Below are 17,552 nucleotides of genomic sequence, written 5' to 3'. Positions count from 1 at the left end.
AGTAAAAAAAAATCATGAAGAAGATCCAAGATATTCTTATTTCAACCAGAACAATGGCAGTGCTATTACTGGTTTACGCATTTTCTATGGCTTATGCGACGTTCCTTGAAAACGACTACGGAACACCTGCTGCAAAAGCTTTAATTTATGAAGCTAAATGGTTTGAACTGATTATGGTTCTTCTTATTTTGAATTTCATCGGAAACATTGCACGATATCGTCTTTGGAAAAGAGAAAAATGGCCGGTTTTGGTTTTCCACCTTTCTTTTATTTTAATTTTTATCGGTGGTGCCATTACAAGATACATCAGTTTTGAAGGGCAAATGACCATTAGAGAGGGTGAAACTTCAAACGAAATTGTAACAGACAAACATTTCTTTAAAATTCAGATTGAAAATAAAGGTGATGTACTGAATTATCAGGATGTTCCTTATCTAATGTCACCATTACACAAAGACTTTAAAGCAACTTATGATTTCCACGGACAGGAAATTAAAGTGAAAACTTTGGATTATGTTCAAAGAAAAAAGGACAGTTTAGTTGTTGATCAAAACGGTGCCGAATATCTTCACTTAGTTTCTACAGCTGAAACAGGAAGACAGAACATTTACATCAAATCCGGAGAAACAAAATCAATCAACGGAACTTTGGTAACGTTCAACAGAGCTATTGATGGTGCAGTTGAATTTAAAAAAGAAAACGGACAGATTTTTATTAAAACTCCTGTTGATGCCAACTATATGACAATGGCAACTCAGGCTACAGGAACTACTGTAAAAGATCAGTTTCAGCCTTTGGTTTTGAGAAGTTTATATAATATTAATGAATTAAAATTAGTTGTTCCTGAACCTCTTAGAAAAGGAAAATTAATAGCTTTTGAAGGAGATAAAAAGAAAGACCAGAACGTTCCCGATGCAATGACTATCGAACTTCAAGGTCCGAAAACAAAACAAATCGTAGAACTTTCTGTAGAAAGAGGAAATCCTAATGCTTACAAGCAAGTAACAATGGATGGATTGAATATTATGGTGGGTTTCGGTCCTAAAATTTACAACACACCTTTTGCTATTAAATTGGATGATTTCGTGATGGAAACTTACCCCGGAAGTTCATCTCCCAGTGCATATGAAAGTCACGTAAAAGTAATTGACGAAGGAAAACAGACACCCTATAAAATTTACATGAATAATATCCTTGACTATAAAGGTTATCGTTTTTTCCAGGCAAGCTATACGCCGGATAGAATGGGAACTTTGCTTTCTGTAAACCACGATTACTGGGGAACTTTAATCTCTTATATTGGTTATACATTCCTATTTGGAGGTATGTTTGTGATGTTTTTCTGGAAAGGAACACATTTCTGGAAACTTAATAAAATGCTGAAAGACATTAATAAGAAAAGAGCAACAACAGTTGTTTTATTATTCTTGAGCTTAACGTTAAGCGCTCAGAAAATTGAAATGCATGGAACAGACGACGGAAGTGGCACCCATGTACACAAAGAAGGAGATGGTCATACCCATGAAGTAGCTCCTCAAGCAGCTCAGCCACAAGTAAATCAACAGAATTCTTTAGCTTCTCCTTTGACGAAGATGAAAATAATCTCGCCGGATGAGATTATTTCGAGAAATAAAATTAGTAAAGAGCACGCAGACAAGTTTGGCTATCTTTTGGTGCAGAATTACGAGGGGAGAATTGTTCCAATTAATACACAGGCTTTAGATATTTTAAGAAAACTTTACCAAAAAGATAAATTTAAAGGGACTGACGGAAAATATTTGACAGCTGAACAATGGTTTTTGTCAATTAATACAGATACACCAAGCTGGACGATGGTTCCTCTTATAAAAGTAGATGCGAAAGGAGGGAAAGCACTTTTAAAACGCGTAAAGGCAAATGAAGATGGGTATACAACTTTGATGAATTTATTTCCATCGGATGCTAACGGAAATCTAACTTATATTTTAGATGAAGAATATAACACAGCATTCCGTAAAAAACCGGCATTACAGTCGGAGTATGACAAAGAGGTTATTAAATTAAACGAAAAAGTTCAGATTTTCAATGAGTTTTTCAGCGGACAATTCATGAGGATCGTTCCTGTGAAAAATGACCCGAATCATACTTGGCATTCTTGGCTTGACCAGAAAATGGAACCGGATATGGAATCTCAGAAAGTAATGGGACCATATTTCGCAGAAGCGCTTCAGGCTCAGAAAACAGGAGATTGGAGCAAAGCAGATGCTGAATTAAAAAAATTGTCAGACTATCAGCAGAAGTGGGGTAAAGCGGTCGTTCCCGCAAAAGAGAAGGTTGATTTAGAAGTTTTTATCAATAAAGCAAACATCAACTTTTTCTTGTTAATTTTCTATACTATAATTGGTAGTTTAGTATTCGTTTTAGGTTTTGTGGAATTATTTAAACCTACCAAAATTCTTAACAAAATTATCAAAGGAATTATTTATATTGGACTTGTAGGTTACATTGTTCACTTTTTAGGACTTGTTGCAAGATGGTATATTTCTGGCCACGCTCCTTGGAGTAACGGCTACGAAGCAATCATTTTCATTTCATGGATAGGAGTTTCTGCAGGGATGATGTTCTATTTCGGATTCGGAAATCCAAAATTGAAAAAACAAGATTCTGAAAAGAAATTGTTAACTAAAAACCATTCTAATGCATTAATTCCTGCGGCAGGATTTATGGTTGCGGTAATTATGATGGGCTTTGCTCATGGGGCAGTAGCACTTAACCCGCAGATTACACCATTGGCACCAGTTCTTAAATCTTATTGGTTAGTTGTGCATGTTGCCATTATTGTATCGAGCTACGGTTTCTTTGCATTGTCGATGATTATTGCAGTAATTACACTGATATTCTATATAATTACAGATAAAAAACAGTTCCAATTGCATAATGATTCTACATTAAAAGAATTGGCAATTGTTTCTGAAATGTCTTTAACAATCGGACTTTTTGCATTAACAGTAGGGAACTTCTTAGGTGGAATCTGGGCCAATGAATCTTGGGGAAGATACTGGAGCTGGGATCCAAAAGAAACTTGGGCATTTATCTCAATTATGGTGTATGCATTTGTTTTACATATGAGATTGGTTCCGGGATTGAGAAGCAGATGGGCATTCAGCGTAGCAACAATGTTTGCTTTCTGTTCTATGGTAATGACATATTTCGGAGTAAATTATTATTTAAGCGGGCTTCACTCTTATGCAGCAGGAGATCCTGTTCCAATTCCGGCTTGGGTATATATCGGCTTAGCAGCCATGTTTACTTTAGCATTAGTATCTTACTTTAAATTTGTTGCTTTAAAGAAAAAGTAAATATTATATATATGACATTTAAAACTCCCGAAAAATTAATTTTTCGGGAGTTTTTTATTGTTAAATTTTAGGACTTAGGAAATTGGAGCGTTAAAAAAATTAAAACTTAATCCGTTAAAAAATCCCCACTGTTCGAAGCGCGAGATACATCTTCAAACGAAGAACTTATATAGAATTCGCGCAAGTTTTGGGGATTTTAGGATTAAGTTTTAATTTTTAGCGGAAGTTTCCAAGTCTTGAATTTTTGTTTCTTTTGTTTCAAGACAAAAGAAAATTAAATAAAAAATAAAATATCAATTACTAAAAATTCAAAACTTATACATATCTTTATGATATCAAATTAATATCACTTTGAAAATAAAAGATCATGGAAAAAGTTTTAAAACCTATGTCAGGCTATCTTGCCCTCGTTATTTGTTTAGTATTATTGGGAGCTTCAGGCTACCTTTTTGTTACCGGAGTTGACGAAAATATCACATTTGTTATTTTAGCAATTGCATGTTTTCTGTTGAGCTGTTTCTTTATGAAAGGCTTGATGATTATTCAACCAAACCATTCAAGAGTTTTGAATTTCTTTGGAAAATATGTTGGTTCGGTAAAAGACAACGGATTATTTTTTATCAACCCTTTGTATTCATCACAGAAAATGTCTCTGCGCTCTGAAAACCTCCAAGGGCAAACATTAAAAGTAAACGACAAAATGGGAAATCCCATTGAAATTGGTGTCGTAATGGTTTGGAAAGTAGGAGATACTTACAAAGCAGCTTTTGACGTTGAAAGATATTCAGATTTTGTAAAAATGCAGAGTGAGGCTGCCGTTCGTCATTTGGCCATGAGTTTTCCTTATGATAATCTGGAAGACGACCATGCACCAATTACTTTAAGAGAAGGTGGTGAAAAAATCAACTCTATTCTTGAACAAGAATTAACCGACCGACTTTCAAAAGCAGGAATTATCATTCAGGAAGCGAGAATTTCTCATTTGGCCTATGCATCGGAGATTGCAGGTGCAATGCTTCAGAGACAACAAGCTACAGCAATTGTTGCAGCCAGAACTAAAATTGTAGAAGGAGCCGTGGGAATGGTAGATTTAGCTTTAAAGAAACTTTCAGAAGAAAATATCGTTGAACTGGATGACGAAAGAAAAGCGGCGATGGTAAGTAACTTGATGGTCGTTCTTTGTGGTGAAAAAGCAGCACAACCGATTTTAAATGCAGGAACTTTGTATAATTAAGGTTTAATTAATTATTGGGAAAATTTATTTTAATGAATTTAATTTTGCCAACACAATTGAAAGATCTTTGTGCTCTTCGCTAAGTGAAACGCCTTTGCGAACTTAAAAGCAGTTAGTAGTAAAAAAAATCTTTGCGAACTTTGCGTTAAAATAATTAGTTTTTAAATCTGCTAAAAATGAAATCTCAGAACCCAAAAAACTCGTCAGAAACCCAGGCAAAAAGCAAAAAATCTTTTGTCATCAGGATTGATGAGTCTACTTATAAGTTACTTGAAAAATGGGCAAATGATGAGTTCAGAAGTGTAAACGGACAAATAGAATATTTGCTCAATCAAAGTTTAGTCAATTCCGGGAGGAAGAAAAAAGAATAGAATAAGTTTAATTAAAATAAAAAGCAGAGAAGAGATTCTTTGCTTTTTTTATTGAAAAATTCCTGTAAAATAACCACTGATGATGGTCCAGAAGTTTTTACCAAGAAAATAAATCAGTGTAGAAGTGATAATTCCTTTTACCGTAAAAAAAATAATTCCGCCAATCCCGAATTTCTTCAGCATTTTCTTCCATCTAGATTTTTTCTCTTCATCAGGTTCTTGTACAGATTTATTGGTTTCCATTCCTGAAAGTGTGTAAATTATCCTGCAAAGATAAATATGTTTATAATGATTCCAAATAAAAATAATGTTAAATCATAAAAATTTTACCATTCCCAATATTCTTTTTATCTTAGGCAAAACGAAAAGTAACATTTATGTCAAAAAAAATCAAAGATTTCGGAATTGAAAAATCTTTAAAAAATCTCGGAATAAAAGATGAAAATAAGGGAACCTCTATGGGAGGTAAATTTTTCGCTTCCGGGAAAACAATCGAAAGTTATTCACCGTCAGACGGAAGATTAATCGGAAAAATAAAAACTTCAGCAGAGAAAGATTACGACAAAGTAATTGAAACTGCACAGCAAGCTTTCAAAGAATTCAGAATGATCCCTGCTCCTAAGAGAGGAGAGTTTGTAAGACAATTGGGTCAGAAATTAAGAGAATATAAAGACGATTTGGGGAAACTCGTTTCTTACGAAATGGGAAAATCTTTACAGGAAGGTCTTGGTGAAGTTCAGGAAATGATCGACATCTGCGATTTTGCGGTAGGTCTTTCAAGACAGCTTCACGGGTACACCATGCATTCAGAAAGACCAGGTCACAGAATGTACGAACAATATCATCCACTTGGAATTGTGGGTGTGATTACCGCTTTCAACTTTCCGGTGGCTGTTTGGGCTTGGAATACTGCTTTAGCTTGGATTTGCGGGAACGTTACCATCTGGAAACCATCAGAAAAAACTCCTTTCTGTGCAATTGCTTGTCAGAATATCATGATGGAAGTTCTAAAAGAAAACAATCTTCCAGAAGGTATTTCGAGTGTTTTGGTTTCAGATCACGAGATCGGACAAAAATTAGTTGATGACAAACGAGTATCATTAATTTCATTTACAGGTTCAACCAAAGTGGGAAGAATGGTTTCATCTAAAGTAGCTGAAAGATTCGGAAAATCAATCTTAGAATTGGGTGGAAACAATGCCATCATCATCTCAAAAGATGCAGATCTGGATATGTCAATCATTGGAGCTGTTTTTGGAGCGGTAGGAACTGCAGGACAAAGATGTACTTCAACAAGAAGATTGATTATTCACGAAGATGTTTATGATGAAGTGAAAAACCGTTTGGTAAAAGCTTACGGGCAATTAAAAATTGGAAATCCTTTAGATGAAAACATGCACGTTGGACCGCTTATCGACGTTCACGCAGTGAATCAATACGAATTAGCGATTGAAAACTGTATTCAGGAAGGCGGAAAATTTGTTGTGGAAGGTGGAGTTTTGAAAGGGAAAGATTACGAATCGGGATGCTACGTAAAGCCATGTATCGCTGAAGTTGAAAATTCTTTTGAAATCGTACAGCACGAAACTTTTGCACCAATTTTATATTTAATTAAATACAAAACCTTAGAAGAAGCTATTGAAATTCAGAATGATGTTCCTCAGGGATTATCTTCTGCAATTATGACGCAGAACTTGAGAGAAGCAGAATTATTTCTTTCTCAGGCTGGTTCAGACTGTGGAATTGCCAACGTTAACATTGGAACTTCAGGTGCTGAAATTGGCGGAGCTTTTGGTGGTGAAAAAGAAACTGGTGGCGGTAGAGAATCTGGTTCTGATGTCTGGAAATACTATATGAGAAGACAGACCAATACGATTAATTACACGGCAAGTCTTCCATTAGCTCAGGGAATTAAATTTGATTTATAAATATTTTAAAGCTGAGTTTTGATATTTAAATTACTCACTGCTTATTACCAATTACTCATTTAAAAATATGGACAATACATTAGAAACAAAAATAAATAAAGTAAAAGAAATCGTTGGAAAACACGTTCTGGCAGACGGTTTTGATTTTGTCATGGACATAGAAAATTCTCATGGATCTTGGATTCATGATTCACTTACAGGTAAAAATTATCTGGATATGTTTTCAATGTTCGGTTCGGCTTCGATCGGTTATAATCATCCTTATCTTGTTGAAAGATCTGAATGGTTAGGCAAAATGGCCATCAATAAACCTACTTTGGCAGACGTTTATTCTAAAGAATATGCAGACTTTTTGGAGACTTTCGAAAGAGTGGTTATACCGGAAGAACTTCAATATGCATTTTTCATTGAAGGTGGAGCAATGGGTGTTGAGAATGCGATGAAAGCATGTTTTGATTGGAAAACAAGAAAAAATTTCGACAAAGGTCTTGATATTGAAGCCGGAATTTGTATTCATTTTAGACAGGCATTTCACGGAAGAAGCGGTTATACTTTGAGTTTAACAAATACTTCAGACCCCAGAAAATATCAGTATTTCCCAATGTTTGAATGGCCAAGAATTCTAAATCCGAAACTGACTTTCCCGATTACAGAAGAAAATCTTGAGGAAACCATCAATAATGAAAGATTAGCATTATTAAATATTGGTGAAGCTATTTTATCAAATCCTGACAAAGTTGCGTGCATTATCATCGAACCAATCCAGGCTGAAGGTGGCGACAACCATTTCAGAGATGAGTTTTTTGTTGAATTAAGAAAATTGTGTGACGAGCACGAAGTTTTATTAATCTTTGACGAAGTACAAACAGGAATCGGAATTACAGGAAAAATGTGGTCTTTTGAACATTTCAGCGTAAGACCGGATATTATTGCTTTTGGTAAAAAAACTCAGGTTTGCGGAGTTTTAGCCAACAGAGAAAAATTTGATGAAGTTCCAAATAATGTTTTCAGAGAAAGCTCAAGAATCAATTCGACTTTTGGAGGTAACTTTATTGATATGCTGCGTTTCCAATTGGTAATGGAAGTGATCGAAAAAGAAAATTTAGTTGAAAATGCAAGAATTGTTGGTGACTATTTATTAGAAGGCTTACAAAACTTAGCTCAAAAATATCCTGAGAAAATTTCTAATGCAAGAGGAAGAGGGTTGATGTGTGCCATTGATTTGCCGACACAAGAACAAAGAAATGATTTGAGAGATATCTTATTTGAAGAAGGATTAATCATACTTTCATGTGGCGATCAGTCAATACGTTTCAGACCGCATTTGAATGTTACAAAAGAAGAAATTCAGATTGCTTTAGACAAAATTGAGAGCAATATTAATAAAATTTAAAATTTCAAAATTTGGAATTGTAAAAAAAACATCCTATATTTAGATACTCAAAATGTATATTATATGGAACGTAACACGAGAGTATCAGTTTTTGAAAGTGATAAACCTTCAGAAATTCAGTTGATCAAGTCTAAATTAGAGGATGCGCAAATTACCAATGCCGTAGAAAATAATTATCTTACTTTCACAACAACGCCTACTGCGACATCGCTGAAGGTAATGGTAGATTTGCAAGATGAGAAAAAAGCATTTGATGTGATTGATGCTTATCTTCAACAAAATCAGAATCAATAAAAATCAATTTCATAATTTTAAATTTTACTACTTCGGAACCGAAAATTAATTCAAATTAGTTTTCGGTTTTTTTTGTTAAATTTTAAAAAATGTAATTATTGATTATCAAATAATAAATCATTACACATAAAAATTTTTAAATCTTAAAAAAACAAACTCAATGACTCAAAATAATACCATCAAATTCAGGAAAGCAGAAACTTCAGATAAAGATATCATCTGGGAAATCATTCAACAATCTATTGAACGAAGAAGAATTGACGGCAGCACACAATGGCAAAATGGTTATCCAAATGAGCAAACAGTTGAAAGTGATATCGCTAAAAATTTCGGATTTGTACTTACGGTAAATGATGAGATTGCCGTATATGTTGCCTTGATTTTTAATGATGAACCAGCCTACAGTACTATAGATGGAGCTTGGCTTACCAATGGAGAATTCGTTGTGATTCATAGAGTTGCAGTCTCTGAAAAGTTTGCAGGACAAGGTCTTGCTAAAAAGCTTTTCGATGTCATTGAAGACTATGTAAAGTATCAAAATGTTCACAGCATAAAGGTCGATACCAATTTTGACAACTACGCAATGCTCAAGATTTTAGAAAATAAAGGGTATATTTATTGTGGTGAAGTTCTTTTGAATTCCGGGATGAGAAAAGCATTCGAAAAAGTATTGATTTAAAAAACTTCAAAAGGTTAAATCTGTTTCGATTGATTCTTTAAGAAACTATATATTCATAAACTCTATTGAGTTTGTTCGTTTAGTTCCGAACTAAGTTTTACTTTTGTTCAGATTAATATGCTATGAATTGTAGTTAGTGATTTTCAGATCAACTGAAATATTTTTAACATTACAGAGCTATTACTAACAAATAATTTCTACCTATGAATAAAAGTATAGAAATTGACGAGAAGATTTTTCAGGATGCAGTAAAGTTTTGCAGCACGATGTTTAATCTTCCTCCATTGGCTTCTAAAATCTATTCCTATCTTATTTTCGATTTTGAAAAGGTAGGAATTACTTTTGATGAATTTGTAGATGTTTTTTCAGCAAGCAAAAGTTCGGTTTCCACCAATATCAAATTGCTGCTCAATGCTCAATTGATTATTGATGTAAATAAAATAGATGAGCGAAGAAGATATTTTTACACCAACACCGAGTACAAAAAAGTGAGGTTTGAAAAGATTGTTCAGAAAATGCAGGACGAGCTCAACCTGATAGAAGCCCTTCGGAAATTCAGAAAATTAAAGAAAGTAGATGACAAGGATTTTGAAGATAAAATGGAAGTCTACAAATCTCTTTTAAATAAAAATATCGTAAATATTCAGGAATCACTTAATAAACTATAAAATGACAAACAAGCTTATACTATTTTCTGTAGCAGCATTTTCTCTGACTGCTTGCAAAAAAGAAGCTCCGAAACAGGATGGTCCCAAACCATTTCCTGTAATATCGGTAGAAAATAAAAATATAACGGGATACGATATTTTCCCTGCAAGTATTCAGGGTAGAGTAAACAATGACGTGAGAGCCAAAATTTCGGGTTATATCACTCAGGTTTTGGTAGATGAAGGGCAATACGTTACAAAAGGACAGCCTTTATTCCGTCTGGAAACCAATACTTTAAATGAAACTGCGGCAGCAGCGAAAGCAGGAGTAGGTGCCGCACAATCGAATATCGCAGCAGCTCAGGCAGCCGTAAATGCAGCACAGGTCGAAGTAAACAAGTTGAAACCTTTGGTTGAAAAAAATATTATCAGCAATATTCAGCTTCAAACTGCACAAGCTAATCTTTCTCAAGCTCAGGCTCAGGTTCAGCAGGCAATCGCTGCAAGACAACAAGCCAATGCCAATTACAAAGGAGCAGCTGCTAATGTTGATTATTCAATTATTCGTGCGCCTATATCTGGTGTGATCGGTAAATTACCTTTAAAAGTAGGAAGTTTAGTAGGACCAACAGACCAAATGGCACTAACGACGATTTCAGATACTTCAGAAGTATTTGCCTATTTTTCAATGAATGAAAAAGAATATTTCGATTTCCTTGAAAAATCTGTCGGAGCAAGTGTTCCTGAAAAAATTAAAAATCTTCCAATGGTTGAGTTACAGTTAGCAAACGGAAGTTTATATCCTGAAAAAGGAAGAATAGAGGCCATTACAGGTTCTATCGATGCAACAACCGGAACGATTCAGTTCAGAGTTGCATTCAAAAATGCACAGAAACTTTTAAGCAACGGAAATAGCGGAACGATAAGATTCCCTAAAACATTTGACAACGTTTTGGTGGTTCCAGAAAGTGCAACTTACGAACAGCAAGGTATTGTTTACGTTTATAAAGTTGAAAAAGACACCGCAAGAAATACCGTTGTTGAAGTAATCGAAAGAATTGACAATTTAGCTTTAATAAAATCCGGGCTTAAAAAAGGTGAAGTCATTATTGCAGCAGGTACAGGAAACATTAAGCCTGGAACTGCTGTAAAACCTAAAAAGGTTAGCATGGATAGTCTTGTACAATCAGTAAAACCGAAATTCTAATGATAAAGAACTTTATTAACAGACCGGTTTTATCCACTGTAATCTCTATCCTGATCGTTATTCTCGGGGTTTTGGGACTTACAGCGCTTCCGGTTACACAGTATCCAGACATTGCACCCGCAACAGTGAGTGTGAGAGCAAACTATACCGGAGCCAACGCTGAAACCGTAATGAAAAGTGTGGTTGTTCCTTTGGAGGAACAGATCAACGGTGTTGAAGGAATGGATTATATTACTTCTACAGCAGGTAACGACGGTTCGGCTCAGATTCAGGTGTTTTTTAAACAGGGAGTTGACGCAGATATTGCTGCAGTAAACGTACAAAACCGTGTAGCAAGAGCATCCCCATTACTTCCAAGTGAAGTGACAAGAGCGGGTGTAGTAACTCAAAAACAGCAGACGAGTGCATTGATGTACCTTTCTTTCTATTCTGAGAATAAAAATATTGATGATGTATATCTTCAAAACTTTTTGAATATCAACGTTATCCCAAATCTTCAAAGGATCAATGGAGTAGGTGAAGCCAACGTTTTTGGTGGAAAAAACTACTCAATGAGAGTTTGGCTAGATCCTGCTAAATTGGCAGCGTATGGAATTACACCAACTGAAGTTACAACTGCGATCAATGATCAGAGTAGAGAAGCTGCTGCAGGTTCTTTGGGGCAAAACAGCGGAAGTTCTTTTGAATATATCATTAAATATGTCGGAAAATTTAGCGAAAAGGAGCAGTACGATGACATTATCATTAAATCTCTTCCGGATGGCCAGAATTTAATGCTGAAAGATGTTGCTAAAGTAGAGTTGGGAGGTCTTTCCTATTCGGGAGTTGGTGAAAATGGCGACAACCCTTCCATCAGTATGGGAGTTTTCCAGACTCCGGGATCAAATGCTCAGGAGATTATTGAAAACATTAAGAAACAGCTTAAAGAAAATGAAGGTTCATATCCTGAAGGCGTAAAATATACTTTCAACTTCGATACTAATGAGTTTTTGGATGCATCGATTGAAAAAGTAATTCATACTTTGATTGAAGCATTTATCTTGGTATTTATTGTGGTATATATTTTCTTACAAGATTTCAGATCAACTTTGATTCCGGCGATTGCGGTTCCGGTTTCGATCGTGGGTACCTTCTTTTTTCTGAATTTATTTGGATATTCATTAAACCTTTTAACGCTTTTCGCATTGGTACTTGCGATCGGTATTGTGGTCGATGATGCGATTGTCGTCGTCGAGGCTGTACACGCCAAGATGGAAAACGGTATTTCGAATGCTAAGAAAGCAACCGTTGAAGCAATGGATGAAATTACAGGAGCGATTATCTCGATTACTTTGGTAATGGCAGCTGTATTTATTCCAGTAACATTTATTACAGGTCCAACCGGTGTATTTTATCAGCAGTTTGGTATTACGCTAATTATTGCTATCATTATTTCAGCTGTAAATGCATTGACGTTGAGTCCGGTTTTATGTTCATTATTCTTAAAACCACACGAAGATCATCACGAAGATTATAAAAATAAAAATTTCATTCAGAAGTTCTTTTATAAATTTAATATTGGATTTAAAACTGCAACCGATCGTTATGGAAGAGGATTCAATTTCTTAATTAAACATAAGTGGGTGACCTTACTAATTCTTGTGGGCACTTGTGGAATTATCTATTGGGCTAATGGAAGTATGAAAAAAGGTTTCGTACCTACAGAAGACAGAGGAATTATCTTTACCGATGTGCAGCTTCCTCCGGGAGCTTCTATGGAAAGAACGTATAATGTTCTTAAAACTTTACAAAAAGATGCCCTTAAAATTCCTGGAATTCAGAACGTTACTATTTCTACAGGTAGAGGTTTGCTTTCAGGAAACGGTAGTAATAATGGTCTTGCTTTCGTTAAATTAAAACCTTTTGACGATAGAAAAGGTGATGGATTATCATCAGAAGAAATTTCGAAACGATTATTTGGTCTGGCAGGAAAAGTGCCGGATGCGAAAGTAGTATTCTTCCAGCCGCCAAGTGTACCAGGATTCGGTAACAGTGCAGGTTTTGAGATGGTGCTTCTAGATAAATCGGGAGGTGACTTTGCTGAATTGGATGCTAAAACCAACGAATTCATCGGAAACTTAATGAAAAGACCGGAAATTGAGTTTGCTCAGACTTCATTCAATACAAAATATCCGCAGTACATGATGGAGATCAATGTTCCTTTAGCTAAACAAAAAGGAGTTTCTGTGAATGATATTTTAGCTACGATGCAGGGATATATCGGTGGAATTTACGGTGCTGACTTTACCAAATACGGAAAACAGTTCAGAGTAATGATTCAGGCACTTCCTGAAAACAGAGTGAGTGCAGAAGATCTTAACCAATATTACGTGAAGACAAGTTCAGGAGAAATGTCACCAATTTCACAGTTTGTAACGTTGACAAAAACCTACGGTCCACAATCTGTTGGTCGTTATAACTTGTTTACTTCGGTAAAAATTACAGGAGCAAACAAAGCCGGGTTCAGTTCTGGTGATGCGATTACTGCGGTTCAGGAGGTTGCAAAAGAAACCTTGGATCAGAATTATGATGTTGAATTTACAGGTCTTACAAGAGAAGAATTAAGTTCAGGATCTCAGACATTATTGATCTTTGCTTTGAGTTTAGTATTCGTTTATTTCATTCTTTCTGCTCAGTACGAAAGTTACATTTTGCCTTTGGTTGTGGTAATTTCGCTTCCACTTGGGGTAATGGGCGCTTATTTCGGACAGAAAATTATGGGACTTGAAAACAACATTTACTTCCAGATTGCATTAATTATGTTAGTAGGATTGTTGGCGAAAAATGCGATTTTGATTATCGAATTTGCTGTTCAGAGAAGACATCATGGTGAAACAATTGTAGAGTCGGCAATTAATGCAGCTAAGGCTAGATTGAGACCGATTTTGATGACGTCATTAGCCTTTATCTTCGGTTTATTACCATTGGTTCTCGCAAGCGGAATTGGTGCAGTCGGTAACCGATCAATTGCAACAGGTGCTTCGATTGGACTATTGATAGGTACGATCCTAGGAGTTTTTGTAATTCCAGTGTTGTACGTGGTTTTCCAGACTTTACAGGAGAAAATCAAACCAATCAAGCACGAAGACATCAATTTAGCTGAATAAGAAATCTTTAAGATTTAAATAATGAAAAATTTATCAATAATAAAAGGAACTGCTTTTTCAGTGCTTACCGCTCTTATTATTACTTCTTGCCATGTACGAAAGGAGTATGAAAGACCTGCAGCTGTAGTAGATGAGAAACTCTTCCGTACAGATATGCTTCCACAGGATAGTACAAGCACGGCAAATGTTTCCTGGAAAGAAATATTTACCGATCCTATTCTTCAAAAGCATATTTCTAAAGCTTTAGAAAACAATTTAGATATAAGAATCGCTCTGCAGAACATTACTTCTGCAGAAGCGTATTTGAGACAAAGTAAAGCTGCTTATCAACCGACATTAACCGTTGGTCCTGGTTATACTTTTCAGACTCAGTCTTTGAACACTCAGTTTGGGCAGATCATCGGAGAGAGAAGATATGTCAACCAGTTTGACATTACCGGAAGCATCGCTTGGGAAGCTGATCTATGGGGAAAATTGAAAGCTCAGGAAAAAGCTCAGTTGGCAACGTATTTAGGAAATGTTGCAGCACATCAGGCTGTGAAAAGTGATTTAGTTTCTTCAATTGCTTCAAGTTATTATCAACTACTGACTTTAGATGATCAGAAAAAAATCATTCAGGAGACGATAAAAATCCGTGAGAATAATCTTGAAACTACAAAAGCTTTAAAAGTAGCAGGAACTTTAACGGAAGTTGCTGTTCAACAAAGCCAAGCCTTGGTTTATAATGCACAGTCTTTGTTAATCGATATCGATACTCAAATTCAACAATTAGAAAACACGATGAGTCTTTTGATGGGTGAACCTTCACAAGCGATTGAAAGGTCAACTTTAGAGAGCCAAACACTTCCAGCAAACTTTGCATTGGGTTATCCAGCCAATTTATTGGCAAACCGTCCGGATGTGATGCAGGCAGAATTTAATCTGATGAATGCATTTGAATTAACAAATTCTGCAAAAGCACAGTTTTATCCTACATTAAAATTGACAGGAAGCGGTGGATTACAGTCAGTGGATATTGATCATTTGTTCAGTGTTAACTCGCTTTTTGGAAGTTTAATCGGAGGTTTAGCTCAACCTATTTTAAACAAAAGACAAATAAAAACCAATTACGAAGTAAGTCTTGCAAATAAAGAAACGGCTTATCTAAACTTTAGAAAAACAGTTCTTACCGCCGGAAAAGAAGTTTCTGATGCCATCAGAGTATTTTCTGTACAGGATTCTTTTATTGATTTAAAAACAAAAGAATTGAATGCTTACAAAAATTCGGTAGAATATTCTCAGGAATTGGTGAACTACGGGATGGCTAACTATCTTGAAGTATTAAACGCCAATGTAAACTCGCTGAATGCCGAGCTGAACATTTCTAATGCACAATACAGTAAAATGAAAGCCGCAGTAGATTTATACAGAGCCTTAGGTGGTGGTTGGAAATAAATAAATAAATAAATAAATAAATGGAGCATTAGTATTAGACTAATGAATCAAAATAAATTGAACGTATGCTGTTTTTAGCATACGTTTTTTTATGATTATTTTTAAATTTCACTTGTATATATGTAGTTAACTACGTAGTTTTGTACATAAATAAATTTTATGTTAAAAATTCAACAGATCGACAACCAATATTCAGAATCAGTTATTGATTTAATTTTGAATATTCAGCAGAAAGAATTTAATGTTCCCATTACTATTAACGACCAACCAGATCTTCTTCATATTGATGAATTTTATATAGCACCTGGAGGGAATTTTTGGGGTGCCTTCATTAATGGTGAGCTTGTGGGAACAATCGCTTTGGTCAAGTTTGATGAAAAAGCTGCGGCAATCAGGAAAATGTTTGTCAAAAAAGAATTTAGAGGAAAGGAATACAGCATTGCCCAAAAATTGTTAGAAATACTTATTACATACTGTCGTAAAAATAGTATTGATGAAGTTTATTTAGGAACGGTATCTATATTACAAGCAGCATTACGTTTCTACGAAAAGAATCATTTCTCGATTATCGAAAAGGAAAAACTGCCATCAAAATTTCCTTTGATGAATGCTGATAATGTCTTTTGTTTCCTCGATTTAAAATCTTAATTATGAATGTCATCAACGAATCAGGTATTTTAGCCTTATCGACAAGATTACAAAGACTCAGTGAACAGTTGCGCAAAGACGGAGCATTACTTTATAGAGAATTCGGAATCGATTTTGAGCCAAAATGGTTTCCCGTAATTTTCACATTACATCATAAAAAAATATTGAGTGTTGTAGAAATCGCCAATGAAATCGGATACAGCCATCCTTCGACCATCAGTTTGTTAAAAGAACTTGAAAAGCAAAAAATGATCATTTCTAAAAAAGATAAATCGGATGAGCGTAAACGTTTGATTGAATTATCCCCAAAAGGTTTAGATTTAATTGAAAAAATGCAGCCTGTTTGGGAATTAATTTCTACGATTTTAGGTGAAATTGCAGACAATAACAATCATTTGCTCAGGGCAATAGAAGAAGCAGAAGAAAAATTGGCGGCGCAATCATTTTTGCAGCGAGCAATACAAATGAAAAATACGAAATAGCTCTTTTTAATTTTTATCATTTCTTTAAAGAATTTTTAGAAAATTGAAATTGTCTTTAGATTAAAGCATTTTCTTAAATAAAATTTAACAAATTATTTGCAAATATGGTTTAATTACTTACTTTTGTACCGCTTCGTGTGAAAAGCGCAAAGATGACGGGGAATTAGCTCATTTGGCTAGAGCGCTACACTGGCAGTGTAGAGGTAACGGGTTCGACTCCCGTATTCTCCACTTAAACAAAACTTTATCAAACCATATTAAAAGCTATGAAGAAACTTTTTTTACTTTTAGTGACTACTTTTTCATTAATCGGATGTACAGCTGATGACGAAACAATCTATGATTACATCGGAACTTGGTCTGGGACATACACAGGGAGCGATAAAGGAGTGTGGAATTTTGTGGTTTCTGACGATGGTAATGTTAAAGGCACAATGCATTCTGAGGTCAATAACGAAAACTATAATATCTCAGGTCATTTAGACGATTCAGGACAATTGACAGCAGAACTTGGTTTGCCGTCTGACGGTCAGTTTTCAGGAACTTTAACGCCTGATAAAAAAGGGAGCGGGAACTGGACAAATGCAGTACCAACGCCAACAAGAAGCGGTGCTTGGATTGGAGAAAAGAATAAATAATTTCTAAATTATACTATTGAAAACCTGTAAACTTTGTTTACAGGTTTTTTTGTGTTTCCAAGTTATATATTCATCCTAAAAATCTGCTGAATCAGCTCAATTTGCGAGAAAAA

At 35.1% G+C, this 17,552-nt stretch carries 15 protein-coding genes and 1 tRNA gene; 15 read left to right on the top strand and 1 reads right to left on the bottom strand.

From position 1 onward, the window contains the following. The first annotated feature begins 14 nt into the window (after positions 1–14). The 3 genes from ccsA to MQX03_RS03385 all read left to right on the top strand — a co-directional run bounded on the left by ccsA (position 15) and on the right by MQX03_RS03385 (position 4,943). Positions 15–3,338, top strand: coding sequence for a cytochrome c biogenesis protein (gene ccsA, locus MQX03_RS03395; protein ID WP_242801513.1), 3,324 nt, complete (start codon positions 15–17; stop codon positions 3,336–3,338). A gap of 367 nt (positions 3,339–3,705) precedes the next feature. Further along, the gene (locus MQX03_RS03390; RefSeq protein WP_242801511.1) at positions 3,706–4,572 is read left to right on the top strand and encodes an SPFH domain-containing protein; all 867 of its coding nucleotides are present in this window, start codon (positions 3,706–3,708) and stop codon (positions 4,570–4,572) included. Positions 4,573–4,748: 176 nt separating this feature from the next. Continuing rightward, positions 4,749–4,943, top strand: a complete 195-nt coding sequence (locus MQX03_RS03385; protein WP_242801509.1) for an Arc family DNA binding domain-containing protein — start codon at positions 4,749–4,751, stop codon at positions 4,941–4,943. A gap of 48 nt (positions 4,944–4,991) precedes the next feature. On the opposite strand, the gene MQX03_RS03380 is transcribed toward MQX03_RS03385, so the two are convergent. After that, positions 4,992–5,186 (bottom strand): hypothetical protein, encoded by a 195-nt coding sequence (locus MQX03_RS03380; RefSeq protein ID WP_129537155.1) that lies wholly within the window; start codon positions 5,184–5,186, stop codon positions 4,992–4,994. A gap of 134 nt (positions 5,187–5,320) precedes the next feature. On the opposite strand from MQX03_RS03380, the gene amaB reads away from it, so the two are divergent. The 12 genes from amaB to MQX03_RS03320 all read left to right on the top strand — a co-directional run bounded on the left by amaB (position 5,321) and on the right by MQX03_RS03320 (position 17,439). Then, positions 5,321–6,871, top strand: a complete 1,551-nt coding sequence (amaB, locus tag MQX03_RS03375; RefSeq protein ID WP_242801507.1) for an L-piperidine-6-carboxylate dehydrogenase — start codon at positions 5,321–5,323, stop codon at positions 6,869–6,871. Positions 6,872–6,938: 67 nt separating this feature from the next. Then, complete coding sequence (gene lat, locus MQX03_RS03370) at positions 6,939–8,264, top strand: L-lysine 6-transaminase (protein ID WP_242801504.1); 1,326 nt, start codon at positions 6,939–6,941, stop codon at positions 8,262–8,264. A gap of 63 nt (positions 8,265–8,327) precedes the next feature. Next, positions 8,328–8,558 (top strand): DUF2007 domain-containing protein, encoded by a 231-nt coding sequence (locus tag MQX03_RS03365; protein ID WP_129537152.1) that lies wholly within the window; start codon positions 8,328–8,330, stop codon positions 8,556–8,558. A gap of 160 nt (positions 8,559–8,718) precedes the next feature. Further along, positions 8,719–9,237 carry a GNAT family N-acetyltransferase gene (locus MQX03_RS03360; protein ID WP_242801501.1) on the top strand — a complete coding sequence of 173 codons (519 nt, stop codon included), beginning with the start codon at positions 8,719–8,721 and terminating at the stop codon, positions 9,235–9,237. Between the two features lie 203 nt (positions 9,238–9,440). Continuing rightward, on the top strand, positions 9,441–9,905 hold the full coding sequence (locus MQX03_RS03355) for a GbsR/MarR family transcriptional regulator (protein ID WP_129537150.1): 465 nt from the start codon (positions 9,441–9,443) through the stop codon (positions 9,903–9,905). Position 9,906: 1 nt separating this feature from the next. Then, positions 9,907–11,091, top strand: a complete 1,185-nt coding sequence (locus MQX03_RS03350) for an efflux RND transporter periplasmic adaptor subunit (RefSeq protein WP_129537149.1) — start codon at positions 9,907–9,909, stop codon at positions 11,089–11,091. Next, entirely contained in the window at positions 11,091–14,237 is a 3,147-nt protein-coding gene (locus MQX03_RS03345; protein ID WP_242801498.1) for an efflux RND transporter permease subunit, read from the top strand. The genes MQX03_RS03350 and MQX03_RS03345 overlap by 1 nt, the downstream gene beginning before the upstream one ends. Positions 14,238–14,258: 21 nt before the next feature. After that, a complete protein-coding gene (locus tag MQX03_RS03340; protein WP_242801496.1) occupies positions 14,259–15,671 on the top strand; it encodes an efflux transporter outer membrane subunit in 1,413 nt (470 codons plus the stop codon). Between the two features lie 159 nt (positions 15,672–15,830). Continuing rightward, on the top strand, positions 15,831–16,319 hold the full coding sequence (locus MQX03_RS03335; protein WP_242801494.1) for a GNAT family N-acetyltransferase: 489 nt from the start codon (positions 15,831–15,833) through the stop codon (positions 16,317–16,319). A 2-nt stretch (positions 16,320–16,321) separates the two neighbouring features. Beyond that, positions 16,322–16,801 carry a MarR family winged helix-turn-helix transcriptional regulator gene (locus MQX03_RS03330; protein WP_242801492.1) on the top strand — a complete coding sequence of 160 codons (480 nt, stop codon included), beginning with the start codon at positions 16,322–16,324 and terminating at the stop codon, positions 16,799–16,801. A gap of 157 nt (positions 16,802–16,958) precedes the next feature. Beyond that, positions 16,959–17,032: transfer RNA gene (locus MQX03_RS03325), tRNA-Ala, on the top strand. Positions 17,033–17,067: 35 nt separating this feature from the next. Next, a complete protein-coding gene (locus tag MQX03_RS03320; RefSeq protein ID WP_242801490.1) occupies positions 17,068–17,439 on the top strand; it encodes a hypothetical protein in 372 nt (123 codons plus the stop codon). The last annotated feature ends 113 nt before the right edge of the window (positions 17,440–17,552 follow it).

The organism is Chryseobacterium aahli, assembly GCF_022699665.1.
In the GTDB taxonomy this organism is placed as follows: Bacteria; Bacteroidota; Bacteroidia; order Flavobacteriales; family Weeksellaceae; genus Chryseobacterium; species Chryseobacterium aahli.
Note: the sequence above shows the minus strand (reverse complement) of the source record. Positions and strands in the feature narration are given on the sequence as shown.

Bases quoted from the DNA above. Each gene is read 5' to 3' on its own strand.
- MQX03_RS03380 (WP_129537155.1), bottom strand. From the start codon at position 5,186: ATGGAAACCAATAAATCTGTACAAGAACCTGATGAAGAGAAAAAATCT.
- MQX03_RS03345 (WP_242801498.1), top strand. From the start codon at position 11,091: ATGATAAAGAACTTTATTAACAGACCGGTTTTATCCACTGTAATCTCT.
- ccsA (WP_242801513.1), top strand. From the start codon at position 15: ATGAAGAAGATCCAAGATATTCTTATTTCAACCAGAACAATGGCAGTG.
- MQX03_RS03390 (WP_242801511.1), top strand. From the start codon at position 3,706: ATGGAAAAAGTTTTAAAACCTATGTCAGGCTATCTTGCCCTCGTTATT.
- MQX03_RS03320 (WP_242801490.1), top strand. From the start codon at position 17,068: ATGAAGAAACTTTTTTTACTTTTAGTGACTACTTTTTCATTAATCGGA.
- MQX03_RS03330 (WP_242801492.1), top strand. From the start codon at position 16,322: ATGAATGTCATCAACGAATCAGGTATTTTAGCCTTATCGACAAGATTA.
- MQX03_RS03350 (WP_129537149.1), top strand. From the start codon at position 9,907: ATGACAAACAAGCTTATACTATTTTCTGTAGCAGCATTTTCTCTGACT.
- MQX03_RS03340 (WP_242801496.1), top strand. From the start codon at position 14,259: ATGAAAAATTTATCAATAATAAAAGGAACTGCTTTTTCAGTGCTTACC.
- amaB (WP_242801507.1), top strand. From the start codon at position 5,321: ATGTCAAAAAAAATCAAAGATTTCGGAATTGAAAAATCTTTAAAAAAT.
- MQX03_RS03385 (WP_242801509.1), top strand. From the start codon at position 4,749: ATGAAATCTCAGAACCCAAAAAACTCGTCAGAAACCCAGGCAAAAAGC.
- MQX03_RS03365 (WP_129537152.1), top strand. From the start codon at position 8,328: ATGGAACGTAACACGAGAGTATCAGTTTTTGAAAGTGATAAACCTTCA.
- MQX03_RS03335 (WP_242801494.1), top strand. From the start codon at position 15,831: ATGTTAAAAATTCAACAGATCGACAACCAATATTCAGAATCAGTTATT.
- lat (WP_242801504.1), top strand. From the start codon at position 6,939: ATGGACAATACATTAGAAACAAAAATAAATAAAGTAAAAGAAATCGTT.
- MQX03_RS03360 (WP_242801501.1), top strand. From the start codon at position 8,719: ATGACTCAAAATAATACCATCAAATTCAGGAAAGCAGAAACTTCAGAT.
- MQX03_RS03355 (WP_129537150.1), top strand. From the start codon at position 9,441: ATGAATAAAAGTATAGAAATTGACGAGAAGATTTTTCAGGATGCAGTA.